Origin of the sequence: Vibrio gazogenes (assembly GCF_023920225.1) — a bacterium.
GTDB classification, from domain to species: domain Bacteria; phylum Pseudomonadota; class Gammaproteobacteria; order Enterobacterales; family Vibrionaceae; genus Vibrio; species Vibrio gazogenes.
In genome coordinates, this window is the sequence record NZ_CP092587.1 from 989,653 (window position 1) to 1,010,147 (window position 20,495).

The 20,495-nt window shown below is 44.2% G+C and carries 20 protein-coding genes; 11 read left to right on the forward strand and 9 right to left on the reverse strand.

Features of this window, described 5'->3' with window-relative positions; genetic code table 11:
• Positions 1-139 precede the first annotated feature (139 nt).
• Complete coding sequence (gene cysK, locus MKS89_RS04575) at positions 140-1,108, reverse strand: cysteine synthase A (protein ID WP_072960816.1); 969 nt, start codon at positions 1,106-1,108, stop codon at positions 140-142.
• A 243-nt stretch (positions 1,109-1,351) separates the two neighbouring features.
• Positions 1,352-2,104, reverse strand: coding sequence for a sulfate transporter CysZ (gene cysZ, locus MKS89_RS04580; RefSeq protein WP_072960819.1), 753 nt, complete (start codon positions 2,102-2,104; stop codon positions 1,352-1,354).
• A gap of 232 nt (positions 2,105-2,336) precedes the next feature.
• Here cysZ and zipA point away from each other — a divergent pair, with 232 nt between their 5' ends.
• The 3 genes from zipA to cueR all read left to right on the forward strand — a co-directional run bounded on the left by zipA (position 2,337) and on the right by cueR (position 5,809).
• Positions 2,337-3,230, forward strand: coding sequence for a cell division protein ZipA (gene zipA, locus MKS89_RS04585; protein ID WP_072960822.1), 894 nt, complete (start codon positions 2,337-2,339; stop codon positions 3,228-3,230).
• A gap of 101 nt (positions 3,231-3,331) precedes the next feature.
• Positions 3,332-5,350: an NAD-dependent DNA ligase LigA gene (gene ligA / locus MKS89_RS04590; RefSeq protein WP_072960825.1), complete on the forward strand. Its 2,019-nt coding sequence runs from the start codon at positions 3,332-3,334 to the stop codon at positions 5,348-5,350.
• A 51-nt stretch (positions 5,351-5,401) separates the two neighbouring features.
• Positions 5,402-5,809: a Cu(I)-responsive transcriptional regulator gene (gene cueR, locus MKS89_RS04595; RefSeq protein WP_072960827.1), complete on the forward strand. Its 408-nt coding sequence runs from the start codon at positions 5,402-5,404 to the stop codon at positions 5,807-5,809.
• A gap of 44 nt (positions 5,810-5,853) precedes the next feature.
• Here the strand turns inward: cueR and MKS89_RS04600 are convergent, their stop codons facing one another.
• The 3 genes from MKS89_RS04600 to MKS89_RS04610 all read right to left on the reverse strand — a co-directional run bounded on the left by MKS89_RS04600 (position 5,854) and on the right by MKS89_RS04610 (position 8,830).
• Positions 5,854-6,708 (reverse strand): co-chaperone YbbN, encoded by an 855-nt coding sequence (locus MKS89_RS04600; protein ID WP_072960830.1) that lies wholly within the window; start codon positions 6,706-6,708, stop codon positions 5,854-5,856.
• A gap of 328 nt (positions 6,709-7,036) precedes the next feature.
• On the reverse strand, positions 7,037-7,864 hold the full coding sequence (locus MKS89_RS04605; RefSeq protein WP_072960832.1) for an SDR family oxidoreductase: 828 nt from the start codon (positions 7,862-7,864) through the stop codon (positions 7,037-7,039).
• A 45-nt stretch (positions 7,865-7,909) separates the two neighbouring features.
• Positions 7,910-8,830 carry a TIGR01777 family oxidoreductase gene (locus MKS89_RS04610; RefSeq protein WP_072960835.1) on the reverse strand — a complete coding sequence of 307 codons (921 nt, stop codon included), beginning with the start codon at positions 8,828-8,830 and terminating at the stop codon, positions 7,910-7,912.
• 321 nt (positions 8,831-9,151) lie between these two features.
• On the opposite strand from MKS89_RS04610, the gene MKS89_RS04615 reads away from it, so the two are divergent.
• The 4 genes from MKS89_RS04615 to MKS89_RS04630 are packed head-to-tail and all read left to right on the forward strand — an operon-like array spanning position 9,152 to position 11,430.
• The gene (locus MKS89_RS04615) at positions 9,152-9,886 is read left to right on the forward strand and encodes a DUF1538 domain-containing protein (RefSeq protein WP_072960838.1); all 735 of its coding nucleotides are present in this window, start codon (positions 9,152-9,154) and stop codon (positions 9,884-9,886) included.
• The gene (locus MKS89_RS04620; RefSeq protein ID WP_072960840.1) at positions 9,883-10,680 is read left to right on the forward strand and encodes a DUF1538 domain-containing protein; all 798 of its coding nucleotides are present in this window, start codon (positions 9,883-9,885) and stop codon (positions 10,678-10,680) included. Before MKS89_RS04615 ends, MKS89_RS04620 begins: the two co-directional genes overlap by 4 nt.
• Positions 10,670-11,020, forward strand: coding sequence for a P-II family nitrogen regulator (locus tag MKS89_RS04625; protein ID WP_072960843.1), 351 nt, complete (start codon positions 10,670-10,672; stop codon positions 11,018-11,020). The genes MKS89_RS04620 and MKS89_RS04625 overlap by 11 nt, the downstream gene beginning before the upstream one ends.
• The gene (locus tag MKS89_RS04630; RefSeq protein ID WP_072960845.1) at positions 11,017-11,430 is read left to right on the forward strand and encodes a CBS domain-containing protein; all 414 of its coding nucleotides are present in this window, start codon (positions 11,017-11,019) and stop codon (positions 11,428-11,430) included. Before MKS89_RS04625 ends, MKS89_RS04630 begins: the two co-directional genes overlap by 4 nt.
• Before the next feature lie 305 nt (positions 11,431-11,735).
• Here MKS89_RS04630 and MKS89_RS04635 read toward each other — a convergent pair whose 3' ends face one another.
• From MKS89_RS04635 to MKS89_RS04645, 3 genes are all read right to left on the reverse strand, one after another.
• The gene (locus MKS89_RS04635) at positions 11,736-12,011 is read right to left on the reverse strand and encodes an Rdx family protein (protein ID WP_072960848.1); all 276 of its coding nucleotides are present in this window, start codon (positions 12,009-12,011) and stop codon (positions 11,736-11,738) included.
• Positions 12,012-12,231: 220 nt separating this feature from the next.
• Positions 12,232-12,747: a regulatory protein ToxS gene (locus tag MKS89_RS04640; protein WP_072960884.1), complete on the reverse strand. Its 516-nt coding sequence runs from the start codon at positions 12,745-12,747 to the stop codon at positions 12,232-12,234.
• Positions 12,748-12,752: 5 nt separating this feature from the next.
• Positions 12,753-13,637, reverse strand: a complete 885-nt coding sequence (locus MKS89_RS04645; protein ID WP_072960849.1) for a transcriptional regulator — start codon at positions 13,635-13,637, stop codon at positions 12,753-12,755.
• A gap of 264 nt (positions 13,638-13,901) precedes the next feature.
• On the opposite strand from MKS89_RS04645, the gene htpG reads away from it, so the two are divergent.
• From htpG to rfaH, 4 genes are all read left to right on the forward strand, one after another.
• A complete protein-coding gene (htpG, locus tag MKS89_RS04650) occupies positions 13,902-15,806 on the forward strand; it encodes a molecular chaperone HtpG (protein WP_072960852.1) in 1,905 nt (634 codons plus the stop codon).
• A 315-nt stretch (positions 15,807-16,121) separates the two neighbouring features.
• Complete coding sequence (gene adk / locus MKS89_RS04655) at positions 16,122-16,766, forward strand: adenylate kinase (protein WP_072960854.1); 645 nt, start codon at positions 16,122-16,124, stop codon at positions 16,764-16,766.
• 174 nt (positions 16,767-16,940) lie between these two features.
• Positions 16,941-17,918: a ferrochelatase gene (gene hemH, locus MKS89_RS04660; RefSeq protein ID WP_072960857.1), complete on the forward strand. Its 978-nt coding sequence runs from the start codon at positions 16,941-16,943 to the stop codon at positions 17,916-17,918.
• Between the two features lie 73 nt (positions 17,919-17,991).
• On the forward strand, positions 17,992-18,486 hold the full coding sequence (rfaH, locus tag MKS89_RS04665) for a transcription/translation regulatory transformer protein RfaH (protein WP_072960859.1): 495 nt from the start codon (positions 17,992-17,994) through the stop codon (positions 18,484-18,486).
• A gap of 105 nt (positions 18,487-18,591) precedes the next feature.
• Here rfaH and asnB read toward each other — a convergent pair whose 3' ends face one another.
• On the reverse strand, positions 18,592-20,256 hold the full coding sequence (asnB, locus tag MKS89_RS04670; RefSeq protein ID WP_072960861.1) for an asparagine synthase B: 1,665 nt from the start codon (positions 20,254-20,256) through the stop codon (positions 18,592-18,594).
• Positions 20,257-20,495: the final 239 nt, after the last annotated feature.

Genomic DNA, 20,495 nt, shown 5'->3' on the forward strand with positions numbered 1-20,495 from the left:
GGATGACACAGGGCTTCTTGTGTTCTTTATTTCGAACCTAAAAATAAAGCAGGTCTGATATTACCAAAGGTTGGGCAAGGATCAACAAAAAAGCCCCAATTAGGGGCTTTTTTCATAAAAAATTTGATTTCACCACATATTATTGTTGGTTCTCTTTCTCGGTAAATATACCGGCAAACAGTGCGGTACTGAGGTAGCGCTCACCGGAGCTCGGCAGAATAACGACGATTGTTTTACCTTTAAATTCAGGGAGTTCAGCCAGACGATTTGCGGCTACAACTGCTGCACCAGATGAGATTCCAGCGAGAATTCCTTCCTCTTCCATCAGGCGACGCGCCATATCAATTGCATCTTCTGAAGTTACGCGTTCAACACGGTCAATGAGAGACAGATCGAGGTTACCCGGGATAAATCCTGCACCGATGCCTTGAATTTTATGCGGAGCCGGTTTGATTTCTTCGCCCGCCAGAGCCTGAGTAATGACTGGGGATTCATCAGGTTCAACTGCAACAGAGATAATCGCTTTACCTTTTTCGCCTTTGAGGTAGCGGCTGGTTCCTGTTAGTGTGCCACCGGTTCCGACACCTGAGACGAATACGTCAACTTCACCGTCAGTTGCGTCCCAGATTTCAGGTCCTGTCGTTTTTTCATGAATTTCCGGGTTCGCCGGGTTATCAAATTGTTGCAGTAGCAAATATTTGTCCGGGTTACTGGCGACAATCTCTTCTGCTTTGTTGATTGCACCTTTCATCCCTTTTGCTGCTTCTGTCAACTCGAGATTAGCCCCCAGCGCTTTGAGCAGTTTACGGCGTTCTAAACTCATTGACTCCGGCATCGTCAGGGTCAGTTTGTAGCCACGGGCAGCAGCAACAAACGCGAGTGCAATACCGGTATTACCGCTGGTTGGTTCAACAAGTTCAACACCTGGTTTGAGTTTGCCGGATTTTTCAGCTTCCCAGATCATGTTGGCACCGATACGACACTTCACGCTGAAACTTGGATTACGGGATTCTATCTTAGCAAGTACGTTACCCTGGCTCACTTTGTTCAGACGGACGAGTGGGGTGTTACCGATGGTCAGAGAGTTGTCTTCAAAAATCTTACTCATTGTTATATTCCTTTATTGCACATTTTCGTGTTGTTTTATTGAGCGAAAACACGTTTTTTGTGGGGACCCGTAGAGGATAGGATGTCCACTAATATGATGAAAGGATTAAAAAGTTATATCTTATAGGGGTTATTGAGCTTTACGATTCAAGCCATACTGATTCGTTTGATAGTATGGCTGAAAGTTCAATGTACCGATCAGTTTCTTCTTACATTCATCAACGTTTGCAAACTTCCATTGATCTTAATTCTGCGATTTGAGTGTCTCGGCTTTAAACTCATTGACCCACATGGCCGTCGCGCCACAGACGGCGGCGGGCATCACAATCAAGTTGATGATTGGGATGGTTGTAAATAGCGTGACCAGCATACCGAAGCCGTAAGCGCGTCCCTGTTTGCCTTTTAGCTGCATACGCATGGTATGAAAGCTGACTTTGTGATTATCAAAAGGGTAATCACAATATTGGATTGCGAGCATCCATGCTGTAAAAATGAACCAGACCAACGGGCCAATGGTTTGTCCGATTCCGGGAATCAGCAGCAGAATAAATAAGCCGATCATCTTTGGAATGGTGTAGCGTAGCTTGCGCCATTCTCGGGCAAAGATGCGGGGGATATCTTTGAAAAAACTCCAGAGGCCTTCATCGTTTATCGTATGACCATCGAGCAGCTTTTCAACTTTTTCTGCCAATAAGCCATTGAAGGGAGAAGCGATAATGTTGGCAATTGCACTGAAGAAATACATCGTTACAAAAAGTATTGACAGGACAGCCAGTGGCCAAATGATGTAGTTCAGCCATGACAGAAAGTCAGGTACATAAGACATCAGATGATCGAGCCAGTTTCCCATTTGCGTAAACACATAATAGAGTGCGCCTCCGAGCAGTAGCACATTGGCTAGCAGAGGAAGTATCACAAATCTTCTGATCCCGGGGGTGACCGCCAGTTTCATACCGAAGAAGAAATAGCCGAATCCTGAACGTTTTTTTAACGTCATTCTGTTTCCCTATGTTGTTATTGAAAAGAAAGTGAGGCGTTTGCATGTATTCTAACTGACCCAACATAGAATGAAAGTCAGAAAAATCCCGCAGTTCTAACATTAATTTGTTCAAATGTAGGGGTGACTTTTGCTAAAGTGTGTGGATCAGTGGAGAGAATCTCTGAGCATGACATGCTTACTTAAGCGATTCTGTTCAGAAGCAAGTTATCGGGAAGACTGAGAGTTAAAGATGCAAGAATTGCGATTCGTACTCATCATCGTTGGCGCACTCGCCATCGCCGCATTACTTTTTCATGGGCTGTGGACCAGCCGGAAAGAGAGTAAATCGAAATTTGGAGATAAGCCATTAGGCAGAATAGAGGAAAAAGAAGCATCATCTATAAAAAATACCCGAGCTTTTCCGCAGGAGCGTGAGCATAAAAAATCCCGTAAGGAGCCGGACTTTTCACTGGACGATAACACGACTGACCCATTCATGGATGACGACACGCATCATGATAGAGTCGATCCACTATTTGCTGGGTATGTGCCTGAAGAAGATGATCGGTCATATGATTTGGAACATCTGACCATCGCTGATATTGAGGCTGAAAATGAGGCGGGTATTCATGTCGATTCGAATATGGATCAACCCGTTGCACAAGATGACGATATTCAACAAGCCGAACCAGTACAACAAACCGATAGTGGTAGTGATGAGCCGGATTATCAGGTCATTGTACTCAATGTACACTGCGCTGGCAGCGAGTCTTTTGTTGGCACCAAGCTATTTGACAGCTTGCAACAAAACGGTTTGCTCTACGGTGAAATGGATATTTACCATCGACATGCTGATTTATCAGGAACGGGCAAAGTGTTGTTCAGTGTTGCCAATATTATGCAACCCGGCACTTTGAAGCATGATGACCCGAACGCATTTACCACCAAAGGCATTTCATTTTTTATGACGCTCCCTTGTTACGGTGATCCAGAACAGAATTTTAAGTTAATGCTGAAAACAGCGCAGCAAATTGCGGATGATTTAGGGGGGAATGTTCTTGATGATCAACGCTTGTTGATGACACCGGACAAACTTGCCGATTATCGACGCCAGATTCAGGCTTTTAAAGCCCAAGCTGTTTAATTGTATAGAGATACCCAAACAACAGCTTGGTTCAGTTGTTTAGGTATCTGGTGAGGAGGCTCCGGCATGGAGCCTTTTTTCATGAATCCGAGAAGTAAAACATGCAGACCATAGAACAAAAAATTCAAGAATTGCGGGACACGCTCCACCATCACTCTATCTTATATTACGTTGAAGATAATCCATCGATTCCGGATGCAGAATATGATCGTCTGATGAGAGAGCTGATCGCGTTGGAAGCAGCAAATCCCGAGTTCATTGCTCCGGATTCTCCGTCACAGCGTGTCGGTGGGATGCCGCTCGATGGTTTTGAAACGGTCCAACATGAGATCCCGATGCTGTCGTTAGATAATGCTTTTGACGATCAAGAGCTGGACAGTTTTTCGCGGCGCATCAATGAGCGTTTAGCCGGACAACGTGTTGCTTTGTTCTGTTGTGAACCCAAATTGGACGGTCTGGCCGTCAGCTTGCTTTATGAGAATGGCGTCTTAGTCCGAGCGGCAACGCGTGGTGATGGCACCACCGGAGAAAATATTACCGAAAATGTGAAAACGATTCGCGCCATTCCATTAAAACTCAGAGGGGACGACTGGCCGGTTCGCATTGAAGTTCGGGGGGAGGTCTTTATGCCCAAAGCCGGATTTGAAGCACTTAATGATGCTGCTATCAAGAAAGGTGAAAAAACGTTTGTTAACCCGAGGAATGCGGCAGCGGGTAGCTTGAGGCAGCTTGACTCACGGATTACAGCAAAACGTCCGCTCAGTTTCTATGCTTATGGTATTGGTGTGATTGAAGGGGCAACACTGGCATCTTCACATTATGAACGTCTGGTACAGTTAAAGCAGTGGGGACTGCCGATGTGTCCTGAAACCAGTCAAGTTGCGAATCTGGATATGGTGAAGATGTATTATCAGGACATATTACAACGTCGAGAGAATCTGGCTTATGAGATTGATGGCGTGGTCATTAAGGTTGATGATCTGGCGCTTCAGGAACAGCTCGGATTTATCTCAAAAGCACCACGTTGGGCCATCGCCTACAAGTTTCCTGCTCAAGAAGAAATGACCCGTTTGAAAGATGTTGAATTTCAAGTTGGTAGAACGGGGGCGATTACACCTGTTGCAAAACTGGAGCCGGTATTTGTCGGTGGTGTGACGGTGAGTAATGCCACATTACATAATGCAGATGAAATCGCCCGGTTAGGTGTTCGTATCGGGGATACGGTGGTGATTCGTCGTGCCGGTGACGTCATTCCGCAAATTGTTTCTGTTGTGATAGAACAACGACCTGAGGATTCTAAGGAGATTGTTTTTCCGTCACAGTGTCCGATTTGCCATTCTGATGTTGAGCGGATTGAAGGGGAAGCGGTTACACGCTGTACCGGTGGTTTGGTGTGTCAGGCACAGCGAAAAGAAGCGCTGAAGCATTTCGTCTCTCGTAAAGCGATGGATGTCGATGGCTTGGGAGATAAAGTTATTGAGCAGCTGGTGGATAAAGAAATGATCAAAACACCGGCTGATTTATACCGTCTCTCTGCGGGACAATTAACCGTGCTTGACCGGATGGGGCCTAAATCGGCACAAAATGTGGTACAAGCGTTACAACAATCGAAGTCAACCACCTTGCCTCGCTTTTTGTATTCACTTGGTATTCGGGAAGTCGGGGAAGCGACAGCCAATAATTTAGCGCGATATTTCCTCACTTTGGAAAATGTCCGCCATGCGACGCATGAAGCGTTGATTGAAGTGAACGATATTGGTTCGATTGTCGCGAGTCATATCATTGCTTTCTTCTCAGAAGAGAAGAATTTGCATGTTGTGGATGATTTGTTGTCGATGGGAATTACGTGGCCAGACATGGTTGCCGCTGAAACGCCGGAAGCTTTACCGTTGGCCGGGAAAACGGTGGTCTTGACCGGTACGCTGACCGAGTTATCACGTCAGGATGCCAAAGCCGCTCTTGAAGCGATGGGCGCAAAGGTCACGGGGAGTGTGTCTAAAAATACGGATGTGCTATTTGCCGGTGACAACGCAGGCTCTAAACTGACCAAAGCTCAGGAGCTCGGCATCGAGGTGCAATCGGAACAAGATCTGATGGCTTTGATCGCATCACTTTCTTGAGCTCGCCAATACAGATATTGTTGATTGATGCTACGGCATCGGGAGGTCTCGGTGAATATCAGTGAAGTGTCAAAGCTGACTGGCTTGACTGCCAAATCAATCCGACTTTATGAAGAAAAAGGCATATTGTCGCCGCCGCTGCGTGGAGAGAATGGCTATCGGGTTTATCAGCAATCACATATTGATGATTTACTATTGATCGCCCGGGCAAAACGGGTTGGTTTTAATCTTGAAGAATGTAAATTACTGGTTCATTTGGCAAATGATCCGAGTCGTAAAAGTTGTGCGGTGAAAGCTGAAGCGCGAAAGAAACTGACACAAGTCACGCGTAAGCTGAATGAGTTACAGCTCATTCAGTCTCAGTTAGAACAATGGATTGCTGAATGTCCCGGTGATGATAACAGCGACTGCCCCATTATTGATGATTTAAAGGGGCAGTCCTCTCATCGGGAGCCATGAGTATGATGACTGATGGTTCACTCACTGATTCCAGTTGCGCCAGATCAGTAGAGTAGAGAATAGAGCTTACGACGATACTGACTTGCTAATGGATTCCCTTGTCCCAACGCACTTAGAATATCCATAAATATTTTTTTCATCTCCCCGTCATGGGCATTGAGATCGGTGCTCAAAAATGACCAGAGCAGCGTCAGTGCTTCCTCGTCTCGCTGAACCTGATGGTATTGTGCGGCTAATTCACAGGCGAGTTTCGTGTCTTGTGGCGAACGTTGCAATGCGTCTTCTAGTGCAACAATTTCCGGACTATTAGCGGCTTGATGATGTAATTCCAATTTAGCGAGCAGGCTCTTGAACTCGTTATCCTGAAATTCTAAAGGAATATGTTGTAAGAGCGCTTCAGCCGCTTCAAACTGCTGGGTTTCCAATAGGCAATTGGCTAAGGCAAGTTTTACGTCACCTTTATTTTGCAGCGTTTCAGGGAGTGCTTGTAATAAAGTCAGCGCCTGAACATATTCTTGCTGTTCTATCATCGTCAGCGCTTGTTGCAAATTCATTTCGTCTTGGCTGGGAAGATGTTTCTCAAGCATTGCGGTCACTGACTCAATGCTTTGTGGGCCACCTAATCCATCCACAGGACGTCCTTGAGAGAAAAGCGCCAGTGTCGGAATTGACTGAATGCCAAACTGTGCTGCAATGGCCTGTTCTTCCTGACAATTCAGTAAAGCAAGTGTAAAAGCCCCCTGATATTTTTGCGCTAATCCTTGCAAGGGTTGGATCAGCGCCGCACTGGATTCGTCCATCGGTGCCCAAAAATAAAATAGGATTGGCGCAGAAAAAGAGCTCTCTAATAGGTCTCGGATATTTTCTTGGGTGACATCAACGTGAAGTGGTGTATGCATACGGTGAACTTCCTGAATTCAATGGGCGATAGCATATAAATGTGGGCAGGTTGTTAAAAATCAAGTGAAACCGACTATATCCATTAATAAGTATTGTCAGTCAGCGCTGATCCCGATGTGTTTGGACGGTTTTCTACCGACAAAAAGCGCGATTAAAACATGATGAAAAATATCACAACAATACAAATACTTAGCCAGTTTAGCTGATTGAGACTCATTTTTACCTATTCCAGAAAATGTGACATTCTCGGTCGAGAACAATGAGCATATTAGAAGGTGATTATGAAACAATCATGACAGCCAGCCGCGATGCTCTCTTCCCCGTGTTCTAAGCGGCTTTGTTGAGAATGCCATCAAGCCAGCGGGTTGGTAGCAGGCGTTTAAGTACGGCAAAAACTTGTGTGGGTTTGGTAATTCGATATCGGATTCTGGGGGTCGGGCTTTCTAAGGCATGAAAAATCGCAGGCAGACAGTCTTCCGGTGGTAATGAGAACCGATTGTTAGACTTTTTTTGACTCAGGCGCTCAATCTGTTGTTGATATGCTTGGGCATGAATACTGTTTTGCGGTGTCACCCAACGTAAGAATGCCGCCAGTGCATTTTCGCGAAATTGTGTCTCGATTGGCCCGGGCTCGAGAATACTGATATGAATGTCAGTTTGTTTGAGTTCGAGACGCAGCGTATCACTCCAGCCTTCGATCGCAAATTTTGAAGCATTATAGGCACCGCGATATTTCATCGCGGCAAATCCCAGAACCGAACTATTCTGAATGATTCTGCCATGACCTTGGCGGCGAAACTGTGGTAGCAGTTTGGTGGTTAGATCGTGCCAACCAAAAAAATTGGTTTCGAACTGCTCTCGCATTGCCTGAGTGGGGAGATCTTCAAGCGCACCGGGTTGACCATAAGCACCGTTATTGAACAGCGCATCGAGACGGTGATTGGTTAGTGTCATCACTTCTTTGATCGCAGCGTCAACGGTTGTTGGGTTAGTCACATCGAGATGAATCGCTGTCAGACCTTCATTTTGAAGTCGCTGTACATCTGCAATGTCTCTGCATGAGGCAATGACTTGATAGCCTTTTTTATGTAAAGCATGAGCAGTGACGTAGCCGATACCCGATGAGCATCCGGTAATGAGTATTGTTTTAGACATAGTTTCCCCGTGGGTATGTTGTCATTACCACACCATTGGTTGATGTTATGGCAATGTCTGCAAAATCTGTTTGAGTGCAGGTTCCAGATGAGAGTACTTAAATTTAAATCCGAGTTCTGTTAATTTTTTCGGCTTGGCGCGAGTGCTATCAAGAAGCAGTGCTGCTGATTCGCCCATGATTAGCCGAATTGCCCACTCTGGTACGAACATCACGTGTGGTCTGTGCAGTGTTTTTGCCAGTGTTTTACTAAAGATTTTGTTCGGAACCGGATGAGGGGCACAAAGGTTGAATGGCCCGTGAGCATAGTCGGTCACTAATAAAAAGAGGATTCCTTGAACCATATCCTGAATATGAATCCAAGGCAGATACTGATTGCCCGAGCCTATCGGACCTCCGCAACCAAACCGATAGGGCAGCAGCATTTTTGGTAATGCGCCACCGTCTGCTGATAGAACGACTCCTGTTCTGAGTAGGCAAACTCGGGTGCTTTCAGATTCGGCTTTTCTGGCGATATTTTCCCAGGTGACACACACTAAGTGAGAGAATTCATTACTTTGAACTTGCAGGCTTTCATCAATCGGATGATCCTGTTGATCACCGTAAAAGCCGACAGCAGAACCACTGATAAATACGGATGGTGGGGATGAACTGGCATGAATGAGCTCAACAAGTTTTTCGGTGATTTGCCAGCGACTCTGACTAATGACTTGTTTCTGCGTGTCCGTCCATCGTCGATCAGCAATGGGTTCTCCCGCTAGGTTAATCACAGCATCGAAATGGTTGAGATCATGGAGGTTGTCTAAGCTGGAGATCAATTCAAGTGGATAATGGTTGAGATGATTGAGCTTTTCCCGAGTCCGTTTCTCTGAGCGAGTCAATACAACAATTTCATGTTCATGGGTGATTAGCTGCTTGATTAATTCGCTGCCGATGAGTCCTGAACCGCCGGTAATCAGTATTTTCATATCCTATCCATTTCATGTTGTTTGAATGTATCTGTAATGGTTTGAAGCGATTCTATCCGTTGGTTTTATTCATTATATACAGAATAATCATAAATGATTTCATAAAGTAGAGACACGGAGCCGGAGAGGTGTTCGTGTTATATTTTTGTGATTGATTCTTGGTTTTAGCCGATGAATTTAGCGAAGTCACACGCAATATTAGATAGATCTGTCATCATATAATCAAGTTGTTCCACACCAGGCAGGTCGTCGAAGATACTTGCCACAAAGACCTTTTCCTCTCTCGGATCGGGTTTGTCAGTTTGGCTCAAGTGAGGAGACATGAAAGCATTCATCGCGTTACTCAGAGTAATGCTGGAAAGTTTTAAAGATCTACTCCCGATTATTTTGGTTATTGCATTTTTCCAATTAATCATTTTGCAACAACCTCTCCCGGACTTGATTTCAATTCTGGGTGGATTGTTATTCGTTGTTCTCGGCTTGACGTTTTTTATTTTCGGTCTGGAAATGGGGTTGTTTCCGATCGGTGAAAGTATGGCTCAGGCATTAGCCAAGAAAGGGAGTTTGTTGGGACTATTGGGGTTCGCTTTTTGTTTGGGGTTTGGAACTACGATTGCAGAGCCTGCATTGACAGCGGTTGCCGCTGAAGCTGCAAAGGTCGCAGCATCGGGTGGTGTGATTGAGATGACTGCGCAATCGATGAACGACTACACCATGGGATTGCGATTAACAGTGGCCTTGTCGGTTGGTCTTGCCATCGTTTTAGGGGTTTTGAGAATCCTGAGGGGGTGGTCGATTCATTTGATGATTATCTGTGGTTACTCGTGTGTCATGATCCTGACTGTTTTCGCACCTGAAACCATTATCGGGATTGCTTATGATTCAGGTGGTGTGACAACGTCGACGATTACGGTTCCTTTAGTCACAGCGTTAGGGGTTGGACTGGCTTCTTCGATTAAAGGGCGTAATCCGATGGTGGATGGGTTTGGATTGATCGCATTTGCATCGTTGCTCCCGATGATTTTTGTGATGATTTACGGGATGGCGATAGCATGATAACCATTGCTCATTTTCTTCAGGTTTTATGGACCACGATTTTGGATGTATTGCCGATTGTGATCATTTTGTTTGTATTCCAGTTGGTCATATTGCGTAAGCCTGTTGCCCGTTTATCCCATGTGATTCTTGGGTTCGGATACGTCATTCTGGGATTGTCTCTTTTCTTGGTGGGGTTAGATGCTGCATTGTTTCCGTTGGGGGAAATGATGGCACAGCAGTTGACCGCGCCCTCATTTCTTGCGCAAGTCCGTTTGAATGATGCAGAACTGTACCATTGGATCAATTATTATTGGGTTTATCTGTTTGCATTTTGTATCGGGTTTAGTACGACGATCGCTGAACCGTCTTTGATTGCCGTTGCGATTAAAGCCAATAAAGTGTCTGGTGGTTCGATAGGTGTGAATGGTTTGAGGGTTGCAGTTGCTTTAGGTGTGGCATTTGGTATTACGTTGGGGAGTTACCGCATTGTCGTGGGTGATCCGTTGCACTATTACATCATTGTTGGTTATTTGTTGGTGGTGGTTCAGACATTTTATGCTCCCAAAATGATCGTGCCTTTAGCTTATGATTCCGGAGGCGTCACTACATCAACGGTTACTGTACCCGTTGTGACGGCGCTGGGGTTAGGACTTGCATCAACGGTTCCGGGGCGGAGCCCGTTGATCGATGGATTTGGTTTAATCGCATTCGCTAGCCTTTTCCCCATGATATCTGTGATGGGATATGCGCAAGTGACACAGTGGTTGAACCGTAAACGCTCTCTGATGGAGAAAAAAGACAATGCGCTTTAAATTAATCGTTGCCTTTGTTGAAGATAGCAAAACAGACAAAGTATTAGATGCCGCCAGACAAGCAGGAGCGACAGGCGCGACTGTGATCAATAATGCCAGAGGAGAAGGGCTCAATCAGAAAACCACCTTTTTGGGTCTGACGTTGGAGGTACAAAAGGATATGGTGCTCTTTGTCGTTGAAGAACATTTGTCTCGTCAGATTCTGGAAACAATTAATGAAGTCGGGGAGTTTGAAACGGAGCCGGGGCAGGGAATCGCCTTTCAAATTGATATTGAGGATGTTGTTGGCATCTCTCATCAGGTTGAAAAGTTAACCAGATACGTTGAGGACGAATTATGAATAGACATGATAGCGTGAGAGTCCGTGATGTGATGACCGAGAACTATGCCCTTGTTGATGGTCTGATGACCGTTTATGAAGCGATTCGAATAACGAAACAGCAGCAGATCAAAGCGTTGATTGTCGATAAACGCCAAGATGATGATGAATTCGGTATTGTGCTGATGAATGATATTGCTAAAAAAGTGCTTGCCAGTAACCGTTCATCAAAGCGAACGAATATTTATGAAATCATGACCAAACCTGCATTGTCAGTGAATCCTGACATGAAGGTTAAATATTGTGCTCGTTTATTTGAGCGGTTTGGTATCAGCCGAGCGCCTGTGATTGAACATGGCAAAGTGATTGGTATGGTTAGCTACAATAATATTGTCGTCAATGGGATGCTTGAAGAAGACGATCTCGAGTAAAACGAACCTCACTAGGGGCTGTTGACCTTTCGTGATGGTTTTTGCAGCAATTTGTCGTGCATTTAGTCAAGGCAGGTCATGTGAAGTGTAGCGCTCTACATGAACCATGACCTAACGCTGGATAAATGAGCGACAAATGCTGCCCAGAGGGTTCATCTGAACGTGTCTTGCTCTTTGTTACGGGTCATTTGCTTAGGATAGCTAAGCGGCATACCCCGCGCCGCGATCAATACCCGTTCAGATTGAACAAAATTCAACCACGAAAGATCAACAGCCCCTAGACATGAGTTTGCTCGAAGAGTGGTCTATCGATCAATATGACCTAAATTTCGTTCGGGATCGAACACATCCCGAACGCGTTGCTTCAGCGTTTTGGCGTCGGGAAACCCTTGGTCTTTCTGACGTTCCCAAATCTGAATATCATTACAAAAAATTTCGAAACGGCCACCGGTATCAGGGCAGAGCGCAACTTGCTCGATCTCTTCACTGAATGTATGGAGTAACTCTTGTGCTAACCAAGAGGCACGCAACATCCAATTACATTGACGGCAGTAGAAAATACGAATATTAATTTTTTGCATGAATACTGTCTCTCAAGTGGGGATCGCTGGGGTGAATATGAGCATGTAAAAATACATCTAAAAAAAGCAAAAAAATACACACAATCTTTTTTACTGAGCTAAATCGTAGCTAACGAGTACGCGCGAATGCCTATTTTATGATACGTATTGCGTATTTTAGGGGGCTAGTTTCATCAACCCCCATGCTTATTTTTTCAATAAACCTATTTTTTCAATAAAATTAGTTTTTAAAGAGGATGGTTGAGTCGTGATTGAGACTGGTCAGTAGCAGCGTTTTACTGTCAATGATATCAACTCGTCTGCTTTGTTGGGCATCCATTTTAAAAAATTGCTTGATCAGATTTAATTGCTTCGGCGTAAAATCTTTACTCTCGCTGGAAGAAACATCTTTAAACTCGGTCGGAGAGATCAGTAAATAGTTTTCACTGAGTTCCCAAGTACCGGTTTCTGAGATATCTATTTTACTTTCTGGTTCTTTCCCATTGGCATATAACTGAATCACGGAGACACGGATATATGTTTTGTTGGGGAGATATTTGACATTCGAGAGTACATCAACCCGACGGAGTGGACCAACTGAAGCAACTTCATTTTTACTTTCGATCAGGGTGACGACTTTGGACTGCCATTCACTTGATGTCAGCACTTGCTTGAGTTTCAGCCCACTCCCCCAGTATAGCCAAGCACTTAAAGCAATGGATGCTAGTAGCGTGAGCGTCGCAATGCGTTGGTTTATCTTTTTCACTGGCATACCTTCGTGAGATCCTCTTGATTGACAACAATATTCAAGGTGGCATTTTTGTCACTATGTTCTATTGGGTAGATATAGTTCAGTATCATTTTGTTGTCTTGGCCATTGGTTGCAATGACCTGACTCGGTGGTATGTCCATCGAATGTGCTGCCCGGTATTTTTTCACACAGAGTTCAATGGACGGCAGCCATGAAGTTAACTCAGGATGGCTTTTTAGCGTTCTAATCGGAATACCATCAATGACTGTTAAATTACGAAACTGAGAGTGAGTCGGTCCGTTATACGTGATTGCGATGATCGGTAAAATGAATGCGATTAGGAAACTCAGTTTGGTTTTCCAACTTGTTTTTTGAGAAGCTGATTGCGTCATCGCAATCGTCTCTTGATCTGAAATGACATCGAGTGAACTGTTTTTAGATTCCGTGGCCGTGTTATGTGCCGATTCGACCTGTGCATCTTCCTGAAGTGGCAGTAATGCCTCCGATTGATCTTGAGATTCATCTTTGTCTGATGTGTTCGGATTAATGGCAGGAAGTGGTTCTACGCTCGCGATCAACTGATAGCCACGTTTGGGAACCGTTTTGATGTAGCGCGGTGATTTGGTGGAGTCATTGAGCATTTTTCTCAGCGTTGAAATCGCTTGGGTGAGACTTGAGTCATCGACTTCAAAACCTTGCTTACGCCACACAAAATCATGAAGCTCATTACGACGAATGACCTCATTGGGATGCTGGGCAAGCATCAATAGGATTCTACTTTCGTTACTACCTAGCCGGATCGTCTCATTATCATTTTCTTTGTCGACCAACGAGTTATTGTTGGGAACGAAGGTAAAACGTTCAGCCAGAATGAACTTTGAGCTTATGGTATTCATTAATGTCTTCTTTTTATGTATTGAATACTGACGATTGGTGTTGTGATTATCTCAATATCTGAGTTAAGGGCGAGTTAATTTTTCTTGATGCCATTTAGATATATTGAGATTTCTTGAGCACAGGATAATAAAAATTTTAGAAAAAAACACTGTTTTTAGATTGTCTAACCTTGAATTCACTTTCATGACCCATATTTTACTAGCAAGCAAGAATATTTGTATACCTTATGAAACGGTATGAGTGCATTAAGTGATGGAGCTAGTATGAGCGAAACGATTACGAACAACAAAGAAACTCGTGGTTTTCAGTCAGAAGTGAAGCAGTTGCTGAATCTGATGATTCATTCTCTCTATTCAAATAAAGAGATATTTTTACGGGAATTGATCTCCAATGCATCTGATGCGGCTGATAAATTACGCTTTCAGGCGCTGTCAGATTCAGAATTATATCAAGGAGACGCTGACCTTGCCGTTCGTCTGTCTTTCGATAAAGAAGCGAAGACGCTGACGATTTCAGACAATGGTGTTGGTATGAGTCGGGACAGTGTAATCGATAACCTCGGGACGATTGCTAAATCTGGTACAAAAGAGTTTTTTGCCAAGCTATCTGATGATCAGGTTAAAGATTCACAGTTGATCGGTCAATTTGGTGTCGGCTTTTATTCTGCTTTTATTGTTGCCGATGCTGTGACTGTCCGGACTCGTGATGCCAGCCTTTCCGCTGATGAAGGGGTTTTATGGCACTCTCAAGGCGAGGGAGAATATTCGCTGGAAACGATTCGTAAAGAGAGTCGTGGTACCGATATCATCCTGCACCTGCGTGAAGAGGGTGAAGAGTTCTTGTCTGAATGGCGCTTGAAAGAGCTGGTTTCCAAGTATTCTGATCATATTGGCATCCCTGTTTATATCCAAACGGTTAAAACCGACGAAGAAGGCAAGGAAACCGGGGAGACTGAGTGGGAGAAAATCAATAAAGCAGAAGCGTTGTGGACACAACCCAAATCCGAAATCAGTGAAGAAGAGTACAAAGCGTTTTATAAACATGTTTCTCATGACTTTACTGATCCGTTAGTTTGGAGCCACAACAAAGTTGAAGGGAAAAATGATTATACAAGTTTATTGTATATCCCTTCTAAAGCACCGTGGGACATGATGAACCGTGATCATAAAAGTGGTCTGAAACTTTATGTGCAGCGTGTTTTCATTATGGATGATGCTGCCCAGTTTATGCCTTCTTATTTGCGGTTTGTTCGTGGCTTGATTGATTCAAATGACTTGCCGTTGAACGTATCTCGTGAAATTTTGCAAGATAATAAAGTCACTCAGTCACTCCGTAATGCATGTACTAAGCGTGTGCTATCGATGCTGGATCGGATGTCTAGCGATGAAGAAAAATATCAGACATTCTGGAAAGAATTTGGTCTGGTTATGAAAGAAGGCCCTGCTGAAGATTTCTCAAATCGTGAAAAAATCGCTGGACTGCTACGATTTGCCTCAACACACACCGATAGTTCTGAGCAGAACGTTGGGCTGAAAGCGTATGTTGAACGCATGAAAGAAGGTCAGGATAAAATTTACTATCTGACTGCGGATAGCTATGCGGCAGCGAAGAATAGTCCTCACTTAGAACAATTTAAGTCTAAAGGCATTGAAGTTGTTCTGATGTATGACCGCATTGATGAGTGGCTAATGAACTATCTCACCGAGTTTGATGGCAAGCAGTTCCAATCTATCACTAAAGCCGGACTTGATTTGAGCCAGTTCGAGGACGAAGCTGAGAAAGAAAAACATAAAGAGACTGAAGAAGCGTTTAAAACAGTCGTCGAAAGAACGCAATCTTATCTTGGTGAGCGCGTTAAGGAAGTTCGTACCACATTTAAACTTGCTTCGACACCAGCCGTCGTTGTGACCGATGATTATGAGATCGGTACACAAATGGCGAAATTATTAGAAGCTGCGGGTCAGGCTGCACCGGAAGTGAAATATATTCTGGAGTTAAATCCGGAACATGATCTGGTTAAGAAAATGGCGGATGAACCGGATGAAGAGCAGTTTGGTCGTTGGGTTGAAATTCTGTTAGGTCAGGCGATGCTGGCAGAAAGAGGTTCAATGGAAGATCCTGCTCAATTCCTGAGCGCGGTTAACCGCCTCTTGACGAAGGTCCAATAAGTTCTTTTGGTATTCAATAAGCCCGCAGTGCGGGCTTATTTTTTTGATTTATGTAACCTTATGAAAATAATTGATATTTTGTATCATATTCGTCACAGAACGTCAGATATCTATTCATCTTTAGTCGTACCTGACGTTAAAAAACGAATCCTTATGGTAGAATTTCAGACTTGAATGTCTTAGGGAAGGCGTGTATTTTGCTCGCCTATTGAATGGTCTGATGACTTGAATAACACGCTTATACCGAAACTTTCCGTGACAACGTGAATGCAGTGAGTTTCGGTATAATTCATCATTTTCTAAAGAGGATTAAACATGCGCATCATTCTTCTGGGTGCTCCAGGTGCAGGTAAAGGAACACAAGCTCAGTTCATTATGGAGAAATATGGTATTCCACAGATTTCTACCGGTGACATGCTTCGTGCTGCAATTAAAGCCGGCACTGAATTGGGTAAGCAAGCCAAAGCAGTTATCGATGCTGGTCAGTTAGTTTCTGATGATATTATTCTGGGATTGATTCAAGAACGAATTGCTCAGCCTGATTGTGAGAAAGGCTTCTTGCTTGATGGTTTCCCTCGGACAATTCCTCAAGCGGATGGTCTGAAAGCAATGGGGATTGAGATCGACTATGTGATTGAGTTCGATGTGGCGGATAAAGTAATTGTTGAACGTATGGCTGGTCGTCGTGCTCATTTACCATCCGGGCGGACTTATCATGTGGTATATAACCCACCGAAAGTTGAAGGCAAAGATGATATCACAGGTGAAGCGCTTGTCATTCGTGATGACGATAAAGAAGAAACTGTTCGTTCACGTCTGGCTGTGTATCATGAACAGACAGCACCTCTGATTGAGTACTACAGTAAAGAAGCGGCAGCAGGAAAGACCCAATATCTGCAATTGGATGGGACGAAACAGGTTGCTGAAGTAAGTGCGGATATTGAAAAAGCACTAGGATAATCCCTTCATTGATCGATGACTATCAGCCATCGATATCTTGACGGATTAAAATCCAGAGTCTTTCGAGGCTCTGGATTTTTTTCATTCGGCCGAGGCTCTCATTCAAAATCGTGATAGAGTGTAACGCATAGCATTTTTGAAGATTATTTTACTGAATAGGTGAGATCTGGCGTGATGTTGTATCAAGCAAAAAAACAAGGTGTACTGTTAGTAAATTTGGGAACACCGGCAGCAGCAACGCCTGCTGCAGTGAAAGCGTTTTTAGCTGAATTTCTTTCTGACCCACGTGTTATTGATCTTTCTCCTTGGGTTTGGCGTCCGTTATTACATGGCGTGATTTTACCCATTCGTTCACCTAAAGTTGCCCGTTTATATCAGCAGATCTGGATGGATGGTGGTTCACCATTGATGGTGTACTCAATGCGTCAGCGTGACAAGTTAGCGAAATTGCTTGATATGCCGGTTGAGATTGGGATGACTTATGGCCAGCCAAGTGTTCGGGATGGATTGCAACGTTTAATGGCACAGCAGGTTGAGTCTGTCACTATATTACCGCTTTATCCTCAATATTCAGGCACAACCACCGCCGCGGTTTATGATGCTGTAACCCATGCATTGAAGTCATTTACGGTTGTTCCTGAACTCCATATCATTCGCGATCATTATCAGCATCCCCTCTATATTCAAGCATTGGCGGAGCAAGTTCGGCATTCTTGGGAAAATCATGGTCGGGGAGATTATTTGCTCTGTTCCTATCATGGTATCCCGCAGCGATATGCAGATAACGGTGATGTATATCCACAGCATTGCATTGAGACGACTCGACTACTTGCCGCTGAGCTGGGGTTAGAGGCTCACCAAATCGGTACGACTTATCAGTCCCGCTTCGGCAAAGAAGTGTGGTTGCAACCTTATACCGATAAGACTTTAGAAAATCTCCCTCAGAACGGTATCAAGAATCTGGATATTATTTCTCCGGCATTCTCTGTGGATTGTCTGGAAACGTTGGAAGAAATTGCGCAAGAGGGCAAAGAGACTTTTCTGCGAGCTGGTGGTGAGGTTTATAACTTCATTGGCTGTCTGAATGATTCAGATACTTATGTGTCTTTATTTGCCGAATTGGTGAAACATTCGACAAACGAACATGAATAACTTTTTATTCATGTACCTTCGGTAAAACTGTTGCTAGGGTTTATGTATGGGGGATCACAAAGGTTGTTAGGATATGAAACAATGGTATTTACTGTATTGTAAGCGCGGAGAGCAACAACGGGCCAAATGCCATTTGGAAAATCAGGGGGTTGAATGCTATTACCCAGAGATTAAAGTCGAGAAGATTTTGCGGGGGAAAAAGCAAACCTTACTTGAGCCACTGTTTCCTTCTTATATGTTTGTCTGTTTTGACTATGAGAACGGCCCTAGTTTTGTTTCAGTCCGTTCGACGCGAGGGGTGGCTGATTTTATCCGTTTCGGGCAGCACCCTAAAGAGGTAAGTGCGGCGCTGATCGATCACTTGAAAATATTAGAATCTAACACTCAGTCACTTCAGCAGAGTATGCCACAGTGTGGGCAAGTCATTCGGGTGAAAGGGGGACAATTTGCCGGAATTGATGCGATTTATCAGGAAGCGGACGGAGAAACGCGCTCGATCATGTTGGTAAAAATGATTAGTCAGACTGTTGCAATGAGCTTTGATAATCGAGATCTGGAGCTGTCTTAGACCGATTTTATTGTTTAGGTTGGCAAAGCATCATTACGATGATCATAAAAAAACAGCAGGACTTTCTCCTGCTGTTTTTTGTGGCTACTGACTGAGCGTTGAAACTTAATAAGCTTCTTGGTGAACGTTTTTGACAGCACGTCCGGATGGGTCAATACAGTTTTTAAACGATTCGTCCCATTCAATGGCTTTTGCCGATGAACAGGCAACGGATGGGCCGCCCGGAACACATTTTGCTGCAGATTCGAGTGGGAAGAGCTCTTCAAAAATTTCCCGGTATACATAACCTTCTTTGGTCGTCGGTGTATTGTAAGGGAAGCGGAACTGTGCTGTTTCCATCTGTTGGTCGGTAACTTTTTCTTCTGCGACCGATTTGAGGGTATCAATCCAGCCGTAGCCGACACCATCTGAAAACTGTTCTTTCTGCCGCCAAGCAATTGAATCTGGCAGATAGTGCTCAAAGCATTCACGCAAGACGTGTTTTTCCATTTTTCCGTTACCGCACATCTTATCTTTCGGGTTTAAACGCATGGCGACATCAATAAACTCTTTATCCAAGAACGGGACGCGTCCTTCGACACCCCACGCTGCCAGAGACTTGTTGGCTCGTGCGCAGTCGAACATGTTCAGCGCCAGTAGTTTGCGGACGGTTTCTTCATGGAATTCACGCGCGTTCGGTGCTTTGTGGAAGTAAAGGTATCCCCCGAAAATTTCATCAGCACCTTCACCGGAAAGTACCATTTTAATGCCCATCGCTTTGATTTTTCGTCCCATCAAAAACATTGGTGTTGATGCCCGGATAGTTGTGACATCGTATGTTTCAATGTGGTAAATCACATCGCGGATAGCATCCAGACCTTCTTGAATGGTATAGGTCATTTCATGGTGAACCGTACCGATTTGGTCAGCAACTTCGCGGGCGGCTTTGAGATCCGGTGCGCCTTCCAAACCAATTGCAAATGAGTGCAACTGAGGCCACCAGGCTGCTGACTGCTCATCGTCTTCAATCCGCATTGCTGCGAAGCGTTTCGCGATTGCGGAAGTAATCGATGAATCCAGTCCGCCAGACAGCAGGACGCCGTAAGGAACGTCGGTCATGAGCTGGCGTTTGACCGCTGCTTCCAAAGCTTGAGCCAGTTGCTCTTTATCTGTCACATTCCCTTCAACGGCACTGTAGTCGTTCCAGTCTCGCGTGTAGTAGCGGACCGGTTCTTGATCGGATGAACCGTAATAACAACCCGGAGGGAATTCGCTGATGGTTTTACAAACCGGAACTAATGCTTTCATTTCTGAGGCAATATAGTAGTTCCCATGCTCATCAAAGCCTTGATAGAGCGGAATAATACCGATGTGATCTCGACCAACTAAATACTGGTCTTTTTCCTCATCGTACAGGATGAAAGCGAAGATGCCGTTGAGCTCTTCGAGTAAATCTGCACCCATATCCTGATAAAGTGCCAGAATAACTTCACAATCTGAATCGGTCTGGAAATCATATTTATCTTCGTAACGGGCTCTGATTTCTTTGTGGTTATAGATTTCACCGTTGACGGCGAGTATATGTTTTTTATTCGGGCTGTAGATTGGTTGAGCACCACTGTTCAGGCCTACGATAGCCAGTCTTTCATGCGCCAAGATTGCATGATCTGATGTATAAATTCCAGACCAGTCCGGACCACGGTGACGAAGTTTTTTGGACATTTCCAATGCCAACGGACGTAGCTTCGATGCATCGCTTTTTATATCTAAGATGCCAAATATAGAACACATACTCATTCCCTTATGATTTTTTGCTTTGAATGTTAATGTGCCACTTTTTCTAGAAAAGACAACCCTTGGCTGTATGAATTTTTATTAAAAATGCATTTGATGTGAATATTATTTAATTTAAATACACATTTATTGGATAGTATTTAATTTTAAATCGAATTTGATTGTTATTTGTTCAATGATGGGTGATTGATTTAGGTGGTAATTTATTGGGATGGGGGATAGAACAAGGTAACCAT

Excerpts from the sequence above, each read along its gene's own strand:
- cysK (WP_072960816.1), bottom strand. The coding sequence starts at position 1,108 with ATGAGTAAGATTTTTGAAGACAACTCTCTGACCATCGGTAACACCCCA.
- cysZ (WP_072960819.1), bottom strand. The coding sequence starts at position 2,104 with ATGACGTTAAAAAAACGTTCAGGATTCGGCTATTTCTTCTTCGGTATG.
- zipA (WP_072960822.1), top strand. The coding sequence starts at position 2,337 with ATGCAAGAATTGCGATTCGTACTCATCATCGTTGGCGCACTCGCCATC.
- ligA (WP_072960825.1), top strand. The coding sequence starts at position 3,332 with ATGCAGACCATAGAACAAAAAATTCAAGAATTGCGGGACACGCTCCAC.
- MKS89_RS04600 (WP_072960830.1), bottom strand. The coding sequence starts at position 6,708 with ATGCATACACCACTTCACGTTGATGTCACCCAAGAAAATATCCGAGAC.
- MKS89_RS04605 (WP_072960832.1), bottom strand. The coding sequence starts at position 7,864 with ATGTCTAAAACAATACTCATTACCGGATGCTCATCGGGTATCGGCTAC.
- MKS89_RS04610 (WP_072960835.1), bottom strand. The coding sequence starts at position 8,830 with ATGAAAATACTGATTACCGGCGGTTCAGGACTCATCGGCAGCGAATTA.
- MKS89_RS04615 (WP_072960838.1), top strand. The coding sequence starts at position 9,152 with ATGAAAGCATTCATCGCGTTACTCAGAGTAATGCTGGAAAGTTTTAAA.
- MKS89_RS04620 (WP_072960840.1), top strand. The coding sequence starts at position 9,883 with ATGATAACCATTGCTCATTTTCTTCAGGTTTTATGGACCACGATTTTG.
- MKS89_RS04625 (WP_072960843.1), top strand. The coding sequence starts at position 10,670 with ATGCGCTTTAAATTAATCGTTGCCTTTGTTGAAGATAGCAAAACAGAC.
- MKS89_RS04630 (WP_072960845.1), top strand. The coding sequence starts at position 11,017 with ATGAATAGACATGATAGCGTGAGAGTCCGTGATGTGATGACCGAGAAC.
- MKS89_RS04635 (WP_072960848.1), bottom strand. The coding sequence starts at position 12,011 with ATGCAAAAAATTAATATTCGTATTTTCTACTGCCGTCAATGTAATTGG.
- MKS89_RS04645 (WP_072960849.1), bottom strand. The coding sequence starts at position 13,637 with ATGAATACCATAAGCTCAAAGTTCATTCTGGCTGAACGTTTTACCTTC.
- htpG (WP_072960852.1), top strand. The coding sequence starts at position 13,902 with ATGAGCGAAACGATTACGAACAACAAAGAAACTCGTGGTTTTCAGTCA.
- adk (WP_072960854.1), top strand. The coding sequence starts at position 16,122 with ATGCGCATCATTCTTCTGGGTGCTCCAGGTGCAGGTAAAGGAACACAA.
- hemH (WP_072960857.1), top strand. The coding sequence starts at position 16,941 with ATGTTGTATCAAGCAAAAAAACAAGGTGTACTGTTAGTAAATTTGGGA.
- rfaH (WP_072960859.1), top strand. The coding sequence starts at position 17,992 with ATGAAACAATGGTATTTACTGTATTGTAAGCGCGGAGAGCAACAACGG.
- asnB (WP_072960861.1), bottom strand. The coding sequence starts at position 20,256 with ATGTGTTCTATATTTGGCATCTTAGATATAAAAAGCGATGCATCGAAG.